General features: G+C 36.6%; 18 protein-coding genes, 1 tRNA gene and 1 pseudogene. 9 read left to right on the top strand and 11 right to left on the bottom strand.

What is annotated here, in order from left to right; genetic code table 11:
• Window positions 1–248: 248 nt before the first annotated feature.
• Entirely contained in the window at window positions 249–1,202 is a 954-nt protein-coding gene (gene corA / locus VXS03_RS15485; RefSeq protein ID WP_327764790.1) for a magnesium/cobalt transporter CorA, read from the top strand.
• 130 nt (window positions 1,203–1,332) lie between these two features.
• Here the strand turns inward: corA and VXS03_RS15480 are convergent, their stop codons facing one another.
• A complete protein-coding gene (locus VXS03_RS15480; RefSeq protein WP_327764789.1) occupies window positions 1,333–4,659 on the bottom strand; it encodes an Ig-like domain-containing protein in 3,327 nt (1,108 codons plus the stop codon).
• A gap of 362 nt (window positions 4,660–5,021) precedes the next feature.
• Window positions 5,022–5,135: pseudogene (locus VXS03_RS15475) on the bottom strand (LysR family transcriptional regulator); the annotation flags it as partial.
• 125 nt (window positions 5,136–5,260) lie between these two features.
• Here VXS03_RS15475 and VXS03_RS15470 point away from each other — a divergent pair.
• The 5 genes from VXS03_RS15470 to VXS03_RS15450 all read left to right on the top strand — a co-directional run bounded on the left by VXS03_RS15470 (window position 5,261) and on the right by VXS03_RS15450 (window position 7,631).
• Window positions 5,261–6,019, top strand: coding sequence for an enoyl-CoA hydratase/isomerase family protein (locus VXS03_RS15470; protein WP_327764788.1), 759 nt, complete (start codon window positions 5,261–5,263; stop codon window positions 6,017–6,019).
• Window positions 6,020–6,195: 176 nt separating this feature from the next.
• Entirely contained in the window at window positions 6,196–6,489 is a 294-nt protein-coding gene (locus VXS03_RS15465; RefSeq protein WP_297476838.1) for a hypothetical protein, read from the top strand.
• 232 nt (window positions 6,490–6,721) lie between these two features.
• Window positions 6,722–6,904 carry a hypothetical protein gene (locus VXS03_RS15460; protein ID WP_327764787.1) on the top strand — a complete coding sequence of 61 codons (183 nt, stop codon included), beginning with the start codon at window positions 6,722–6,724 and terminating at the stop codon, window positions 6,902–6,904.
• A gap of 260 nt (window positions 6,905–7,164) precedes the next feature.
• Window positions 7,165–7,470 (top strand): hypothetical protein, encoded by a 306-nt coding sequence (locus tag VXS03_RS15455; RefSeq protein ID WP_327764786.1) that lies wholly within the window; start codon window positions 7,165–7,167, stop codon window positions 7,468–7,470.
• Between the two features lie 14 nt (window positions 7,471–7,484).
• The gene (locus tag VXS03_RS15450) at window positions 7,485–7,631 is read left to right on the top strand and encodes a hypothetical protein (RefSeq protein ID WP_297476840.1); all 147 of its coding nucleotides are present in this window, start codon (window positions 7,485–7,487) and stop codon (window positions 7,629–7,631) included.
• Here VXS03_RS15450 and VXS03_RS15445 read toward each other — a convergent pair.
• Both VXS03_RS15445 and VXS03_RS15440 read right to left on the bottom strand, forming a co-directional pair.
• The gene (locus tag VXS03_RS15445; protein ID WP_327764784.1) at window positions 7,628–8,056 is read right to left on the bottom strand and encodes a hypothetical protein; all 429 of its coding nucleotides are present in this window, start codon (window positions 8,054–8,056) and stop codon (window positions 7,628–7,630) included. The genes VXS03_RS15450 and VXS03_RS15445 overlap by 4 nt on opposite strands.
• Window positions 8,057–8,337: 281 nt before the next feature.
• Window positions 8,338–8,428 (bottom strand) — tRNA-Ser (locus VXS03_RS15440).
• A 246-nt stretch (window positions 8,429–8,674) separates the two neighbouring features.
• Here VXS03_RS15440 and VXS03_RS15435 point away from each other — a divergent pair.
• The 3 genes from VXS03_RS15435 to norW all read left to right on the top strand — a co-directional run bounded on the left by VXS03_RS15435 (window position 8,675) and on the right by norW (window position 11,897).
• The gene (locus tag VXS03_RS15435; RefSeq protein ID WP_327764783.1) at window positions 8,675–9,007 is read left to right on the top strand and encodes a hypothetical protein; all 333 of its coding nucleotides are present in this window, start codon (window positions 8,675–8,677) and stop codon (window positions 9,005–9,007) included.
• Window positions 9,008–9,213: 206 nt separating this feature from the next.
• Window positions 9,214–10,734, top strand: coding sequence for an anaerobic nitric oxide reductase flavorubredoxin (gene norV / locus VXS03_RS15430; RefSeq protein WP_327764782.1), 1,521 nt, complete (start codon window positions 9,214–9,216; stop codon window positions 10,732–10,734).
• A gap of 17 nt (window positions 10,735–10,751) precedes the next feature.
• The gene (norW, locus tag VXS03_RS15425) at window positions 10,752–11,897 is read left to right on the top strand and encodes an NADH:flavorubredoxin reductase NorW (RefSeq protein WP_327764780.1); all 1,146 of its coding nucleotides are present in this window, start codon (window positions 10,752–10,754) and stop codon (window positions 11,895–11,897) included.
• A gap of 114 nt (window positions 11,898–12,011) precedes the next feature.
• Here the strand turns inward: norW and chbG are convergent, their stop codons facing one another.
• The 7 genes from chbG to VXS03_RS15390 all read right to left on the bottom strand — a co-directional run bounded on the left by chbG (window position 12,012) and on the right by VXS03_RS15390 (window position 18,442).
• Window positions 12,012–12,749, bottom strand: a complete 738-nt coding sequence (gene chbG / locus VXS03_RS15420; RefSeq protein WP_327764779.1) for a chitin disaccharide deacetylase — start codon at window positions 12,747–12,749, stop codon at window positions 12,012–12,014.
• Window positions 12,750–12,812: 63 nt separating this feature from the next.
• Complete coding sequence (locus tag VXS03_RS15415; RefSeq protein ID WP_327764778.1) at window positions 12,813–14,123, bottom strand: 6-phospho-beta-glucosidase; 1,311 nt, start codon at window positions 14,121–14,123, stop codon at window positions 12,813–12,815.
• Between the two features lie 160 nt (window positions 14,124–14,283).
• A complete protein-coding gene (locus tag VXS03_RS15410; RefSeq protein WP_327764777.1) occupies window positions 14,284–15,165 on the bottom strand; it encodes a DUF7916 family protein in 882 nt (293 codons plus the stop codon).
• Window positions 15,146–15,526: a PTS lactose/cellobiose transporter subunit IIA gene (locus VXS03_RS15405; RefSeq protein WP_327764776.1), complete on the bottom strand. Its 381-nt coding sequence runs from the start codon at window positions 15,524–15,526 to the stop codon at window positions 15,146–15,148. The genes VXS03_RS15410 and VXS03_RS15405 overlap by 20 nt, the downstream gene beginning before the upstream one ends.
• Window positions 15,527–16,861 carry a PTS sugar transporter subunit IIC gene (locus VXS03_RS15400; RefSeq protein ID WP_327764775.1) on the bottom strand — a complete coding sequence of 445 codons (1,335 nt, stop codon included), beginning with the start codon at window positions 16,859–16,861 and terminating at the stop codon, window positions 15,527–15,529.
• Window positions 16,862–16,865: 4 nt separating this feature from the next.
• Window positions 16,866–17,189 (bottom strand): PTS sugar transporter subunit IIB, encoded by a 324-nt coding sequence (locus tag VXS03_RS15395; protein ID WP_327764774.1) that lies wholly within the window; start codon window positions 17,187–17,189, stop codon window positions 16,866–16,868.
• Window positions 17,190–17,434: 245 nt separating this feature from the next.
• Window positions 17,435–18,442 carry a LacI family DNA-binding transcriptional regulator gene (locus tag VXS03_RS15390; protein ID WP_327764773.1) on the bottom strand — a complete coding sequence of 336 codons (1,008 nt, stop codon included), beginning with the start codon at window positions 18,440–18,442 and terminating at the stop codon, window positions 17,435–17,437.
• Window positions 18,443–18,653 lie beyond the last annotated feature (211 nt).

Genomic DNA, 18,653 nt, shown 5'->3' with positions numbered 1-18,653 from the left:
AGAGAGGACACCGCTTTGAACACACCCAGTCGGTACTGGAATGAGATTTTTCCTCGTTAATCTGCCCTCTTCTGCTTTTGCGTGTGAGTTGGCTATGTTTAACTGCCAGCATGCACAATCCCTTATGTTCATTGCTTCTGTTTAAATCTTATTATTCCAGTTTTGTATTGGTAGATCCTGTATTTATCAGTTTCAAATCGTGTTTTAAAGTGTTCTTGATATCATCGCCATTAGTGGAGATATGAGACATGCTGAACGCATACACATTAAACGACCTACGTTTACAACGTTTAGATTTAGACGCCCAAGATCCTATTTCATCAGCATTATGGGTTGATCTCATCGAGCCCAATGAAGCAGAACGAGAGCGCGTTCAAGAAGAGCTTGGTCAAGGCCTTGCTACTCGTCCAGAGCTAGAAGACATTGAAGCCAGTGCGCGTTTTTTTGAAGATGAAGATGGCTTACATATTCACTCATTTTTTTATTTTGAAGATCTAGATGATTATGTAAGTAATGCGACAGTTGCTTTCACCATTCGTGATAGTCGCTTATTTACCTTGCGCGAACGTGAATTACCCGCTTTTCGTCTTTACCGTATGCGAGCGCGTACACAGCGTTTACAGCAAGGTAATGCCTATGAATTATTGCTCGATCTATTTGAAACAAAAATAGAGCAACTTGCCGATGTTATTGAAGATATTTACAGCGAACTAGAATCAATTGGTAAGACCATTTTAGGTGGCAATAAACCTGGTGCTAATTTTGATCAGGCTTTATCACATCTTGCAAAACAAGAAGATGCGGGATGGAAAATACGCTTGTGTCTAATGGATACTCAGCGAGCATTAAGCTTTTTAGTACGCAAAGCGCGTTTGCCTGAAATTGAATTAGAACAAGCCCGTGAAGTGTTACGCGATATTGATTCTTTGCTACCGCACAATGAATCTTTATTCCAAAAGGTTAACTTCCTAATGGATGCGGCCATGGGCTTTATTAATATTGAGCAAAACCGCATTATTAAAATATTCTCTGTGGTATCGGTTGTATTTTTACCACCGACACTGGTTGCCTCTAGCTATGGTATGAACTTTAAGTTTATGCCAGAACTTCACTGGGAACTGGGCTATCCCTATGCATTAGGATTGATGGTGCTGGCGGGGTTTGCACCCTACTTATTCTTCAAACGTAAGGGGTGGCTATAAGCCACTATTTATCCTTGCGACACGACTAATTATTTATAAAAAAAGAACCCTACTTCAAAGCAGGGTTCTTTAGTATTTATCGTCAATCTTCACTAACTGACAGTTTAAAATAACTGTTATTTGCTAACCGTTATAATTGTGGGTGTAGACCTAACTTTTCTAACACTAGCTTAAAGTTAGCTTGACGCTCTTTGGCATTATGCACTTCGCCAGTCGAACAAACAGAGTCAGGACAGCCACGGTTCACAATACCTGAAACGTCATCAATAAAATCAGTCCCTTTTAGGCCACCATCAACGTACTTTTTCAGTTCGTTATAGTAATTCCAATCTGCATATTGACCACCTTCATCAGAATATGCTTGAACCGATGTAACCCAGTAGAATAAACCTGCGATCCACTTGATCTCTTTGTTCTCTTCTGAGCTACAAATCAAGCCCGGATTTGAACAAAAATCAAGATCAGCATACAGTGGGTTTGCCGGTGGTGCTTCAACGGTTACGCCATCAATTGTTTGACCAATCGTTGCAGGATCAACATGTGAGCGACCTAAGTAATGGTTAAGCGTACCAAAGTTCTGGCGACCCGTAGTTTGAATAACACCACGTCCCCACCAGCCACAACCTTCAACACTCTCTTGGCTACTACCATCCCAAAGGAATGTACCCGCCTTTTGACCTACATAAGTTTTACACGTATCACGTTCCCACACTTGCTTTGAAGTATCCACTTTATCTGGTACATCATTACAGTGACCATTGTTAGTCCAACGCCCAACATACCCATTAACCAGCAAGCCACGCTCTTCTAATACCGCATTAGGTGCTGCAAATACAGGAGCCGGGGCGCCGTACCATTTAGCATGTGTTAATGCACTGACTTCCATTTTGTTATCACGAGGACAAGAGTAGGCATAATCTAAGCCTGAATTAGGGTTTACGCCATAATCTGCGTATTTCTGACCTAACTGACCACAACTTGCCGACATTGGATAGTCTGCAGGTGCACCATATTTAACTTCAGACCAGTTATTCTCGTCACACGCATTGTAACGGATAGTTTCTTGCATGCTTTGAGCTAAGAATGCAGCAATCGCAACTTTAGCGTAAGTAATGTTCGTTGCATCATCCGCGTCATCATTTAATAGCCAGAATTTATTACCTGCAACACCAATGTTATGCATTGCATTTAAGCCATCAAGGAAATCATTCCACTTATAAACGGTCGATGGAATCCACTGTGATTGTGGGGTTTCATAAAGGAACGCTTCGTTATCCATCACATCAGCTGCATTTGTTAACTCACGGTTCAGTGCTTCAATACGGGTTAACGAGCCTTTTTCTAACTCTTTACCGACATAATATAGTGGTACTTTAGCATTCTGGTAAGATTCAATTTGTGCCGTTAAACTAGCACTATTCTTATCAAATAATAATGCAAAAACATTACTGTAAGCCGCTTTACGGATTTGTGCTTGATGCGTTGTATCACCCATAAAGTAATTGGCAGCTTGATCTGTTGACATATTTGCCAGCATAGCCGGTGTCTTTATGTAATCAGTAACTTGCTTTACATACTCGAGTGCATTGTGCCATTGATCACTTGATAATGATGCCGTTGCACTTGATTTAGTAAATGCAATGAAATCAGCTTTAGTTGCGCTATCAGCTTTATAAAGTGCTAACTTATCTAATAGATCAGCCGTATGATTAGACGCCGCATCCCATACTGACTGACGCCCTGAATAGGTATTAAAGGCAAAATCACCAATCGATAGTGACCAACCAAATGAAGATTGTGGTGCAACAGTTGATACGATCAAGTTATGTGCTTGCGCCCAGCCTTGTAGATCATTGCTCAGGGCATTGATCGCATCAATATCAATGTTACTACCAGTACTATCAACGGCTTTGATTAGTGCTTCTTTAACCGCAATATTTTGTGATGATAAAGTCTTATCTTGTGTTGCCTTATCAAGCACATCACTACTGATAATAATCGATGCAGAATCCGTTTGAGTCGCTGTTTCAATCATCGATACAAACGATGCTACTAGCTTATCAACATTGGTTAAATCTGCACTACTGCTTGCTTCAAAAGTTAATGTAGCAGGAGCCGTTGAAGATGGACTTGCAACGACAAATGTATTTGGCCAACCAGCAACTTCTAAACGAACAGGATCCATCGGGTTTGGTAGCGAAAGTAGTGGCGCAGTGCCAGGTTCTGAGCCATCACAATTTAGGTGAAGCGCCCATGAGCTATCACTACCTGGTGCTGTTTGAGTCCAATAAATAGCTGAGTAAGCAATATTATTGTGTACCATAATGTCACCACCTGTTGCATGATCGCCACGCGTCCAGTCTGGGTAAACATTAAACTCTTCACACAACCCACCTGGTGGTGTTACCGGTGGCTCCACGATTTCTTCTTTAACGGTAATAATTAAATTTGTAGTAGCAGAAAGATCTTGTGCATCCGTTGCAATAGCACTCAGTGTTACACTACCTGTTTGAGTTGGCAGCCAATCACAACTAAATGTATTTGTTGCTGCAGCATCAAAACTACAAATTTGTTGATTATTTGCATTAACAACCACTGTCGTTAAATCTTTATCTGCATCAAATGCGTTAACTGCAATTGAAACGGTGTCTGTTTTATTGATGGTTGAGCCATTTGCTGGAGAGCTAAAACTCACCACTGGCGCAGTAAAATCTTCAGTAGTTTCAGCTTCAATTGTCACAGAAACAGATTGCTGTTCGATCTTTTGATTATTTTTATCAAACACAAACACATTAATGACAGCACTGCCCGCTTCACTTGGCGTCCAAGTTTGAGAATAAAGCATAGTGTTTTGGTCAATCGCTTTTTCCGCTAATTTAGTATTGCCAACCCAAAACTCAACTTTAGATGCTAATTCGCCATCAATGTTTGCTTTAATTACAACAGCTTCATTAACTTTAACTAACTGACCAGTCACTGGTGATAAAATTGATAACTCGGTCACATCAGGCTCAGGCGACGGCTCATCAGAACATTCGGTTAACTTCCAGAACCATGAACTGGCACTTGGTGCTTCCCATATACCTGGATTATTTTGAGCAATAAAGCACTGCCCGTCATAGGATACAACATCACCATTTTTGACTTGTGTTGTGCCTGGAATGAAAGGAATAATTCCATCAAGATCAGGGTTGGGTTCAGGATCGGGGGTTGGGTTCGGATTTGGTTCACCAGAGCATTCTACGCTATTCCAAAACCATGAATCAGCACTTGGCGATTCCCATATTCCAGGATTATTTTTGGCAACAAAACAGGTACCATTATAAGAAACCATATCACCGTTCTGAACGATCGTTTCTCCAGGAATAAAAGAGACAATACGAGCATCAGCAGCATAAACATTACCGCTAAGAATCGCGCTAAAAATAGCTGCTGTTATTTTATTTATTTTTTTCACTTAATTTCCTAAGTATGCTCACTCGTTTTAACAAACCTAAAGCGCTTATCCTTTATAAGTATCATTGTTGTATTCCGTACAACTTACTTATATTTAGCCTTTGTTTTCACTTATGAAGCGTCATCAACCAATGCAGTTGCATATAGTTTATAATTAAATATTATATCTATAATTAATTTTATCGATAGAATATGTAACAAAAAATTAGAATACTGCAATATATGTAACAACAATGACCATCGGTGAGCATTAACACGCGATTTTTATACTGAATCTATGTTTTAGGTCTTAAGTCATCAATAACAGCGCCAATAATAAAATAAAGGCTAATGCCCATATAATGTTTCAAATTGAGGTCTATTTTATTCCCAAATAGGCGACTCATTCCCAATGATAGATTTTAAAACATCAATAAATAATTTGGTTTTTATAGGAGCATCTCGATGTGGGTATACCGCATAAAGAGTGCCGAAATTCCCTACTGAAAATAATGCTATTTTTTCATCTAATAGATTACTTATAGTCATCTCACTAACTGAGAGTAAAGCTTTTTAGAGTTAGGAAATTTAGACATTCTATCGAGTATTTGAAGGAAATTATTATGAAAACATTATCAATTACGAATCAAAACGGCATTGCAACTGTGACTATCAACAATCCGCCAGTGAATGTTTTAACAATTAACTTAATCAACGAAATTAATGCGTTTCTACTTTCTTTAAAAGATGATCGAACCACTAAAGTCGTGGTCTTTAAATCTTTACATGAGACCTTTTTTTTATCCCATCTTGATCTTAATGTGATTAATGGTACGCAAAGAGGACAAGCTGCGTCGATTGAATTCAATTATATGATCATGAATATTAAAGCGATGAAACAAGTAACGGTTGCCTTAGTGGATGGTGTTGCTCGTGGTGGCGGTAATGAATTTGTAATGGCATGTGATCTTGCTTATGCCACTGAGAATGCGGCATTTGCTCAACCAGAAGTTCACGTTAACATTCCAACAGGAGGCCAAGGTGCTGTTCAATTTGTAAGAAGAATGGGTAAAAATAAAGCATTACAAGCATTGCTATTAGGCAATGATTTTACAGCACAACAGGCTGAAAAATTAAATATTATTACTCAATTTGTTCCTAAAGCTGAAATCGATGCATTTTTGGCGACGACGCTTGGAACTATTTGCCACTTAGAAGTACGTGATATCGTGATGTATAAAGAAATCATCGCCGCTTCAATTAAAGATGAAAATGCAGGTGCTGAACTAGAGTTACGTTATTTTTTAGAGCGAGCAAAAGATATTCAAGGTATCTTTGTTGGCCTTGTTAATAAACAATTTACTGGGCCTTCATTATTTTAGGCATACCAATAAACCAGACCTATTATTAAATAAGATAAGCGTCTAAAAACAATAATGATTAAAACTACAATTATTTTCTAATAAAGCTTTTTGTCACTCTAAAATAAGGTAACATAGCGCCAATACTGCTAACGTATTAGATAGCAATTTTTCTAAATAAGATTAAGGTATAATCAATGGATTACCAACATTACTATGAAGCTATGATCGAAATATTAGTAGATAATTTTGATACAGATATTGGCGAGTATAATGGTAAAATTGAGCTATCTGTTGATGAATATAACGACAGTTGCACCATTGCCAAAGAATTTGATGTTGCTTATAACCCAGAACATACAGTATTAGATGTATTACAATTAGCAACACCTGAAGTTGCTGAAATAACATCTTATATTGTTTCTGCTCCCGCACTAGGTTGTCTTATTGATTACTTAGAAGATGAGCTAATTGTTGATTTTGAAGATTAGCCCCACGGCTAACAACTAACATTCAAAGCTAACCGTTATTACTGTTAGCCTTGAATTATAAATAACATGTTCTATTACAATGATTAGCCAAATGAACAATGTTCCATAAGCAAATTCTGCATTAAAATCTCTAATTATTATAAATATCAATTGAAGATTGATTTATGTTCGATACCATAGGGTACCAATCACTTATAATCGCTATTCTATGATAAATAGCATAAGGCAAAGGATGCAACTCAAAATTTATATCAAACTAGACGGTATTATTTGGAAAGTTACAACTGATGGCCAATGGTTACCACTGAGTCCATCTGAGGCTATTGATATTAAATTACCTTTCATTTATGAGCATACACATTTTAACGATATTATCAGTATTCATTTTAATAAAAGCGAGATCTTAACAGACTAACTCTACTCATATTCTATCCAACTAATCTTTGATTACCATCACTCAATATTCATACCGTACTCGCTGTTACAACAGCGGGTTTGAAAAAACAGCAAACTAACCTTATGTACACAGCCTCTTCAATGTCTCAATTATTGATGTAATTAATCCTGTCATATCACCAATAATGTCACTAGCTTCTCTATTCACATATCGGCACCTGATATAAAAAGCTCACCTCTTATAATAACCATAACTTTCACATTTTCATGGATAAATTAATGTTAGATTCTGATCTTAAAATATCTCAATGGCGGCAACAACGTAAAAAAGGGCTATTTCATTTTATCATAAGCCATTATTTTCTAGGATGTTTAGGTTTCTTAGGAGGAAAAACACTGGAAAGATTATCATTCTCTGATAATGATTTAGATTTACTGTTCGCCAAAGAATTATTAATCACATTTATGACTCTTAGCATTATAATTCCATTAGTTGGCCTTTTTTTTTGGTGCTGGAATGAACGTAAATATCATCGCCATAATGAAAAATACAATTCACATACTACAAAAAAAAATTATGACTAAAAAGGATTTTAATAATGAATACTCGACAAAAAATTGCACTTGGACTAGGCTCAGGATTACTTATCGGTTCCGTTGCAACAGTATTGCCCACTTTTCAATTTGGTTGTTTTGTACTCGGATTAATCTTATTCAATTACGTTATTATTACTAAGAAAAACTAACGTTTAGCAATAACAGCGAATTTATATTGGCACAACAATATTACAGGCATAACGCAGGCAGTAGTAGTAATAATGTCACTTAACGTATGGTACTTCTGATGCATCATTAAAGCGGCATAACCCACCATAGAAAGCACCATCCCCCCTCTTAATTTAGGGGTATATACAAGAAAGTAACCAATAAAAACAAGCGCAATGGCGGTATGGGTACTGTAATCCAAATTAAATGCCGGCCAAATCCCCAACGTATTATCAACAAACATAACCACATAAATAAAAGCCGTTGACAGCAAGACCCCACCCAGCGCGAATAACCTACTTCTCATCCCCTGTTCACGTCCTAATCGCGTCATACAAATAACGCACATTATTGCAATCATTGGAGTATAAAGATCAGCAACAAAAGCCCATTGTTCAAAAGTCATTATTGGTATTTTCCAAATAAATAACGCCTATATTCACATAAATAGTGATGTATTTCATCTATTTATGTGCGAGGTGCGAGGTGCGAGGTGCGAGGTGCGAGGTGCGAGGTGCGAAAATTTAAGTCCACTTTATAGTACCAGTCAAATAACCAAGTTATTTAGTGGGGTTGGTTTGGGCATTAGAGGATTTGAACCCGCTTTTTATTGCACCAATTAAATACATCACTATTTTATTCAGACGAAAAAAAGCCAACAGCTAAATGTTGGCTTTTTTAGTAATTTGGCGGAGAGATAGGGATTTGAACCCTAGATACGCTATAAACGTATGCTGGTTTTCAAGACCAGTGCTTTCAACCGCTCAGCCATCTCTCCATGGGGCGTATAATACAATTACCATTTAATTCTGTAAACTCAAAAACTGTCAACTGATTAATTTTAAAACATTTTTTAGCGTTTTTTACCAAAGTCACACACATAAATAACTAAAACCGCTCATCTATGCTTATTAAATGATCACTTTCTATGTTTCTCTTTTAGCGTTGCTATCTTTATTTTCGTTATCTCAGTAATGATCCGTTATAATAGAAACAGTTATCTCATTACTAGGCTGAAAAACACATGGCAAACAAACCCGATTTTACGGAAGAAGAATATCAAGCTTTTGCTCAGCTAATGGATTCCTATAATCGAACCTTTGCAGTTTCACTCACTACTCTCATTTTATCTATCCTAGGTTTTGTTATTGCTGAAACTCAAATAGGTTACGCCATCACTGATACTATCCGCTGGATATTTGGCTTATTGGTTATATTACCCTTAACAATTACAGTTATTGGTTCAAAACGGGATTTTAATAGTTTGGCATTTAGCATGCCAAAAACAATTCTCTATTCAGTACTCAATGCGGTGAGTCTTATCACTATTGTAGGGCTCGTTTTTAATCTTAACTAACCATCCTCCTTAGTGTGTTTCTCGCCTCACATTATTTCCTTTCGATAATGAACCGCCAACTCACTGACGGTTCAAACAAATAACACAATGATAATAAACAAATAATTTATAACATGTATTTTAAATGACTCTTTACATTGACAACCACCAATCCGAAGAATAACATGCATTCAAAATACAACTTAAAGCGCTAAAGGAATTTAAAAATGGCTGTTCATGTTAAAAACAATATTACTTGGGTTGGACAACGTGATTGGGAAGTACGTGATTTTCATGGCACAGAATATAAAACAACCCGTGGTACGAGCTATAATAGTTATCTAATTCGTGAAGGCAAAAATGTGCTCATCGATACCGTTGATCACAAATTCACATTAGCTTTCCTACAAAATTTAGAACAAGAAATTAATCTTAACGACATTGATTTTATCGTTATTAACCATGCAGAAGAAGATCATGCTGGTGCGCTAAGTGAATTAATGAGCCGTATTCCTAATACACCTATCTATTGTACTGAAAACGCAATTGACTCAATCGTTGGTCATCATCACCACCCAGAGTGGAACTTCAACACCGTAAAAACGGGTGACACGCTTGATATTGGTAATGGTAAAGCATTAGTGTTTATTGAAACGCCAATGTTGCACTGGCCTGATAGTATGATGACTTACATGACTGAAGATGCCGTTCTATTTAGTAATGATGCTTTTGGTCAACATTACTGTGATGAACGTTTATTTAATGACGAAGTTGACCAAAACGAATTGCTTGATCAGTGTTTACGTTATTACTCAAATATTTTGACGCCATTTAGTCCACTTGTTACCAATAAGATTAAAGAGGTTCTAAGCTTTAACCTTCCAGTTGATATGGTTGCCACTTCACACGGTGTTATTTGGCGTGATAACCCAACTCAAATTATTGAAAAATACCTTGAATGGGCTAATCAATATCAAGAAAACCGTATCACTATTTTCTATGATTCTATGTCAAATAATACCCGCATGATGGCTGATGCTATTGCCCAAGGGATCACTGAAGAAGACGACCAAGTAATTGTGCGTATTTTCAATGTTGCTCGTCATGATAAAAATGAAATTCTTGCTAATATGTTCCGTTCTAAAGGGGTACTCGTTGGCTCATCAACAATGAATAACGTTATGATGCCTAAAGTTGCTGGTTTACTAGAAGAAATCACAGGCTTACGTTTTAAAAATAAAAAAGCTGGTGCCTTTGGTAGTTACGGTTGGAATGGTGGTGCTGTTGATCGTATTCACGCGCGTTTAACTGATGCAGGTTTCTTCACGACTGTTGGTCTTAAAACTAAATGGCGCCCAGATGGTAAAGCATTACAAGAATGTCGAGAGCATGGTAAAAAAATCGCTAAAGAATGGGCTCAAAGTGTACGCCCTTATGATCATTACACACCTTTTACTACTGAAGTAACGCCAGCTGCGACAATACAAGTCGCGATTGATGTTCCTGAAATAATCGAACAAGCAAGTATTGTTGAAGTAGAGCCAACAACTGAGATGGCAGTTAAATGTTGTGCACAAGCAGCGGGTGGCCAGAAAATGTTATGCACGGTTTGTCAGTGGGTTTACGATCCTGCACTTGGTGAACCAAATCAAGATGTTGCCCCTGGTACTGCTTGGGAAGATGTACCTGATAGTTTCCTATGCCCTGAATGTGGTATTGGTAAAGAAGTATTTGAGCCAATCAACTAAATAAATGAGAGCTAACAATGTCAAATCCAATTATTGTCATTGGTAGTGGCTTCGCTGCTTACCAATGGGTGAAATCATTTAGAAAACTAGATCCACAAACTGCCATTACTTTAGTAACCGCGGATCAAGGTGCGGATTACTCTAAACCTGAATTAAGCCATGTATTTAGTCGTAGCCAACAAGCGACAGATCTTATAAAACAAACAGCGGCTGAATTTGCGGCAGAGCAGAATATTAAATTAATAACAGAAACAGTTATTAACGAAATTAACACCGAACAACAATGGGTATATTTTGATCAGCAACAATTGCACTATTCTTCATTAATTATTGCAACGGGTGCTACATCATTTATACCAAATTTTGCAGGTAATGCGACAAATAAGATAATCACATTAAATAGTCTATCTGAGCTTCAGCAGAACCAATTACAAATAAATGCCGCAAAACATATTACTATTTTAGGGGCTGGCTTAATTGGCACTGAAATAGCAATTGATTTAGCTACCGCGGGTAAAAAAATTACACTGTGTGATAAAGCCGCTGCCATGATGCCCGCTTTACTGCCGGAGTTTATTGCCGCAGAACTGCAGCAAATATTAAGTCAAAAAGAAATAGATCTTCAGCTAAACGCTACCATAAATGAAATTAATTTTGATGGCGAAAAGATGATAATTTCACAGCAAGGTAGAAAGGATATAAATACAGATATCGTTATTGCAGCGATGGGACTAGCACCAAGAATTGATTTAGCAAAACAAGCTGGAATCAGTACTAATCGAGGCATTATAGTCAATAATATGCTACAAACCTCCGCTAAGAATGTATATGCTATTGGCGATTGTGCTGAAATCAGCGGTAAAGTCAGTGCATTTATACAGCCTATTATGTTATCAGCAATGGCACTTGCAAAAACATTAGCAGGTACACCAACGCAATTATCTCTGCCTCCAATGTTAATCAAAGCAAAAACACCTTGGTTACCGTTAAGTTTAGCGGGAATCACAACCGCTATAGATATTCATTGGCAAGTTGAACGAGATCATGAAGGCTATATTGCAAAGGCACATACAGCAGATCAGACTCTTATTGGATTTATCGCTTCTCATAATAAACAAAAACAAGTCTTTGCATTATTAAGACAGTTACCGCCTGCATTATAAACAGAACAATATTACAATTAAGCCCACTTTCTTGTGGGCTTATTGCTGGGTATTACTTACTAAAATCAAGTTTACTCCATCTAAAACAACTATAATTACCCTATTACATCACGATTAATCTAATAAAACAGAATAATCACTTAATATAATATCTTGTTCTTGTAACTGCATAATAAATTTTTCATCGGTTAATATTTCTAGCTCTTTTGCTCTGGGAAGAGCATAACTACTAGAATCTAATAATAATTGATCTATATATGCAGGGTGACACATTATTTCTAATATATCTGTATCATTACGATGCTGATTGATAATATTTAAAATGGTGTTGATCGTAGCATTCTCACCATAAAAACCGCTATAAAAATAATACTTTGCTTGCTTTTTAGTTGAATTAAGATAACCAGATTCTCTTAATGGTACATTATAATAACGCGCGAAATCTTTCACTATAGGTAATATTTGTGGGTGGACATGTGCATGATGATGACTATCTATATGACTCAGTTGTATTCCTGTTGTCAGAAAATATTCTATCTGAGCTGTAATTTCATCAGTGATCTGTTGTTCACTGAAATGTTGTTTTTGTCTAAATTGGTGGCAAGAAAAAAAACTTCCGTTCTGATCAGTTAAGCTTGATGCCGAAGTCAACGGAACTCCAGTTGTAAAGCGTAAATGAATACCTACATGAAGTGATGGTGTATTTTTTGCTAACTCAATCGCTTGTTTTTCTGCGGTCATACCGACCATTAAAGTAGTTGAACGAACAACGCCAACCTGATTAGCTGCAATAATCCCTAAATTGATCCCCGGAGTTAAGCCAAAATCATCGGCATTAAAAATAACATGCATGATATCTCCTAAATATAAAGTATTGGGGCATCTTGGCAATTTGATTTGTTAACTATCTATGTATTATTTAAATTGTGGTAAATAATCACGATTGGTTCGCAATATATCATCCAAAATTTCTTTTGCTTGAGTAATCCCCCCAACGAGAGGGTGATTAACTAACGCAATTAGGCCTTTGTTATAATCACCATGCACTGCAGCTTCAATTGTCAATTGCTCATAGGCTTTTACTTGATGAATTAATCCACTTACTTCTGGATTTAATTCACCAACAGCTAAAGGTCGAGCCCCCCAACTTCCAACAATAGCACTACATTCGATCACTACATCATCAGACAACCCTGAAATAGTACCATTATTACGCACATTAACGACATTGATTGTATTCAAATTGTTAACTATCGCATCCATTAAATTCAATGATGCATCAGAATAATATGCGCCACCACGCTGCTCAAGCTCCTTTGGCTTATCTGCCAAATTAGGATCTTGATATAACTTAAAGAGATCTTTTTCTGTTAGCATAACTTGCTCTGCACGAGTCCCCTCATTTTGAGCGGCATACTTTTCTTCTGTTAGCATCTCCTCTGTTTGATAAAAATAGCGATGATATGGGCACGGAATTGCGCCTAATGCTTTAATAAAATCAGGATCCCAAGGTTCTTCAAAGATATTATTCATACTAAAATTAGCACCATCAGCTATCTTTTCTAAAATATCCACCATAATATTTTTACCATTAAGCCAAGCTTGATGAACCCACACTAAATGATTTAATCCTGCAAATTCTAAAGATAAATCACGAGTAGAACATTGCATCATTTCAGCAATCATCATCGTCATAGCGACTGGCACATTGCAAAGACCTATTGTTTTCACATTAGTATATTTTAATATCGCTTCAGTCACTAAGCCTGCAGGATTTGTAAAGTTTAACATCCAAGCATTAGGTGCTAACTCTTCAATATCCTTACAGATATCTAAGATTACAGGAATAGTACGTAATGCTTTTGCAAATCCACCTGGACCTGTTGTTTCTTGGCCAATTACATTATACTTAAGAGGAATACGTTCATCATTAGCTCGTGCTTGTAATCCACCAACACGAAATTGAGTCATAACAAAGTCTGCATCTTTTATTGCCGTACGACGATCAAGGGAAGCTTTAACGATAATATTAGCATTTGCTTTTAATACCATTCGCTGAACTAGTGCTTCAATAATATCTAGCTTCTCCTGACCTGCTTCGATATCAACAAAATGAATTTCAGTAATAGGTAATGAATTAGTTCTTTTTAATATACCTTCAACTAACTCAGGGGTATAACTACTCCCCCCACCAATTACTGCTAATTTTATCGGTTTTCTAATCATTATTTAATCCTCATATTTACATGGTATGATTTTTTATTAATAGAAACCACATAATAAACATATTCAGGTATAATCTGCATATACACTAAACCAGAGGCAAATGCTAAATACAGATGCCTCTATATATCGATGATGAAATATTTACATTATTTAAATATGATTAACGTCTATTTGCCATTCGCTTATATTGATGACGTCGACCACGCAAAGTAATACCCAAGCGCATAATATTTTCTGGTGGTGCAATACCGCTATAACCGCCATCACCAATATGAACAATATCAGCCCCCGCAGCCTTACAAGCCATTGCAACCTTTTCTATATATGATTCAGTCGCACCTTCTTGAGAAGTACCAATGGCTAACATTCCTAACATGCCACTGTCATGAACTTTCATCATCATACTTTTTGCTAAATTCGAATCTACACCGGGCGTAGTATATGGCGCAGGGAACATCATGACGTCAGCTCCAGCCTCGGCAAATTGATCAATAATACTCAAATTATAATCATTACCAACGCCGCCAGCATGCATTTTACCAGCGATAACAATGATATCTTTCGATACACTACGTACTAGAGATATCGCATCAAGAATAGTCTCTTGAGTGACACAATTACCCGGATTTCCCGTTAGCATTACATAATTGAGTCCTATTTTTATAGCTTGCTCAATCGTTTCTTTAGTTACCGTTCGACCAACATCAACATGAGTAACATTACTTGGTACGGGTTCTAAATTGCACCCGATTAAACGTCCTGTTAATGCTTTAATTTGTTCGATATTCATCACATCGTCAGGAGATTCAGACAACGTTTTAATTATCGGATTCATTACATCCAGACAGTTTAATGTAATCATATCAGCACCAAATGCAGCAGCAATTTCAGCTCCTGAAACCATATCTATTGGTGGTGCAATAGCAACAACATTTTCAACCATGATAGTTCGACCTTCAGAGTTTTTAATGCTATCAACCAATTGATTACGCGACGCTGTTTTAAAATCTTGTGCTGTATAATCAAATATTCTCTTCTGCATAACTATCACTCCTTTGATGTATTGCTTGATGCTGTATTTTTGCTTGTATCGCAATAATTTCTTCTGCCAGTTCTCGGCAAAGCATCGTCGTCATTATATGATCTTGAATATGCGTAAGAATCAGAGTCATTTTGACTTTGCCGATACCTTCATCAAATCCAATTAAAGATGTCTGTGTTTTATGTACAGCAATTAAAGAATTATCACCTTCTTTTAATAGCTCAAGCGCTTTAGAGTGATCACCTTGACGAGCAGCACGCATAGCTTCCATACAAGCAGAACGGGCTTCCCCGACTTGGCATAACAGCATCATTAAAAATTCTTCGGTGATATCTTCACTACATTGAATAACAGTATTCATTTAATTCGCTTCCCTAGGTATTAAATTATCTGTTTGTTCAGTAACGACATCTATTGCTTTTTCTTCAGCAAGTAATTGCCTTTCATGAACTTTTAAGAATGGATAGAAAACTATACTGCTTACCACAACACTACTTAATACAACTAAAGCAGCAGTTCCTGAATTTGTTGCGATAATAGCACCAATAGGTGCAGGCATTGTCCAAGGTGGAATTGCAATAATTTTGGCAACAAATCCTGTTTTAAATGCTAACCACACAATAGTTGTATTTAGTGCAGGAGCAAGTAACCATGGAATAAAATAGATTGGATTCATTACAATAGGCGTACCAAATATTACTGGTTCATTAATATTAAATGTGCCCGGAACAAATGACATTTTACCTATAGTTCGAAGCTGCGTTGCTTTAGATCGCATCATTAATACGACTAATCCCCATGTACCGCCAGCCCCACCGACAAAAATAAAGAAGTCCATAACAGGATTAATAAATATTGATGGTAACGGTTGACCTGCAGCTAATGCATCTTGGTTTAATCCAAGATTTATAAGTAACATCGGGCCAATAATGCCACCAACAACAGAACCACCGTGAATTCCACTAAACCATAATAGCTGAACAAGTAATACTGCAATCAAACAAGCAATATAACTATCAGATGCTAAAACAATAGGCTGAAATATTTTCATAATTGCAGATGGAATTTGAAGATCGTATCCACCTAGAAAAATATTAATTGTCATAACAATAGCGGAAATAAATACGATAGGAATAAGAAGATCAAATGAAGCTGAGATTTTAGGAGGAACAGCTTCAGGCATTTTGATTCGAATATTATATTTGATCAATAAACGTTGCATTTCAGGAACAAGTAATCCACAAATAATTGCAGTAAAAGCGCCCATTCCACCTAAAAACGTACTCGGTATCACACCACCAACGCTTTCTATGCTGATCATCGGAGCCACAGCAAGTAAAAATGCAAACATCGATAACATACCAGTATTCATCGCGCGTAACTTATATGACTCGGCTAGGCTAAAACCAATACCAAATGCCGCATATAATGCAAATATTCCCATACTTAATTGAAATGGTGCCAAGATATTATCTTTACCAATTATCTCAATTAAACCATGCCAACCATCAAAAAAGAAGTTACCCGTCGATGGTGGTGATGCTAATACAAGCAATAATGATCCAACAATTAGAAATGGCATCGTAGAAACAAAACCATCTTTAATTGCATTAATATGTCTTTGTGCTGATATTTTCCCAGCTGTTGGTGCAACAACATTTTCTACAAAAATAAGGACACGATCAAATATAGCCATTGTTTTATCCCTCTACAATTGCATGTCTGTGATATAAACTCACAGCTTGATCCAACACAAGATCACCTTTTAATAAACCATAATTCATCATATCTATAAGCGCACATCCCTTTCCTTGCTCATTAGCGATATGTTTAAATTCTTCATATTTAAATTTTACTTGTGGTGCAACTAAACAGACATCTCCCCACTGAATACAATCATTAAATTCATTAATAGAATGAGCTGAAATCTCACACTCAATTCCTTTCTCTTTCGCTGCTTGTTCCATGCGACTAACGAGCATACTGGTTGACATACCAGCGGCACAACAAAGAAATATCTTCATATTATCCATCCTTAGGTCGTTATAATTTAAATAACCAAACAAATGTAACCGGTTTCAGAAACCGGTTACATTTATAACAAGCAATGAATAACTATGCAGCTTTAATTAATAGTAAATGCAAGTGCTGTCAATTTTTTATAGTGCAACTAAGTGAGTAACATTATGGGATTTGAGATGGTAGGCATATTTAGAAGACGCTTTACTTATACGAAAATCTAACCAAGCGAATGCAAATAAAATATGAGTTAAGTTATATTTACAATTTGTGTTGAATCGCGCTGAATTAATTTTCCTCGAATGATTTCAGAATTAAATTTATTTTGACCTTCAGATAATTGTTGAGCAACTAACATCGCTTGAGCCATAATTTCTTGAATTGGCACATCGACAGTAGTAAGTGATGGTATAGTGAAAAGACTACAAGGATCATTATCAATACTAACAATAGAAACATCTTTAGGTACTAATATACCTTTTTCACTTAATGCTTTTATACAGCCAATCGCTATATCGTCTGACGCTATAACCATCGCTGATGGTAAAATTCTATTTTTTAGTATATCTTTCGTTGCATTATAACCTTCAATATAACCGAATCCACTCATAGCATAGTTAACACATATGTCTAATTCTGAACGTCTTTCTATAGCTTGTTTAAAACCATTTAAACGTGACATTGCTGTGGGTGTTGTTGGCTCAGGACCTAAATACATCATAGATCGGTGTCCAGCTTTAGCTAAATGATCAACCGCTAACTCAATTGCGTGCTTTTGATCAAATGAAATAGAATAACCAGCCTCAACAGGTAACTCTCTACCAATGTGGACTAATGGAATATCAATTGACTGATTAAGTGCGACAACTTGTTCAGAGGATAATTGACGGCTATAAAGTACAATAACATCACATTTCTTATCAACTAAAGAGTGTACTGCTTTTAATTCAGATACTGCATGATTTTTTCCATCGGCAATCAATAGCTGCTTACCCATGCGATCAGCACTCATTGAGGCTTCTTTCAATAAGATGCCAAAGTAACTACCCGTAAAATCAGAAAGTACCAATCCGACACTATTACCTCTTTTTGTTGCTAAGGTTTGAGCTACCGAGCATGGCTTATAGTTCAATTCAGACATTACTTGTCTAACTAATAAATTCGTACTCTCTTTTACTTGCCCTGTGCCATTAATTACACGTGATACTGTTGCTTTTGACACACCAGCGATACGAGATACATCAGAAATTGTTGCCATTCATTCCTCTGTTAAGCATTAATTTACTACCAATGCAGAATACCAGAATTATATTTATTTAACAGATAGATTACCTTCGGTCACAATAATAAGATTTAAATTAACAGGCCGCTAAGCTCCCCAATAAAGAGTACCAACTGAACTAAGAAGAAATTATATGATGGTGGGAGAAGGATTCGCTTCTTTATCATTCACAATTGACAAATTTCAA

Source organism: Photobacterium sp. S4TG1 (assembly GCF_036040035.1).
GTDB lineage: Bacteria > Pseudomonadota > Gammaproteobacteria > Enterobacterales > Vibrionaceae > Photobacterium.
Note: the sequence above shows the minus strand (reverse complement) of the source record. Positions and strands in the feature narration are given on the sequence as shown.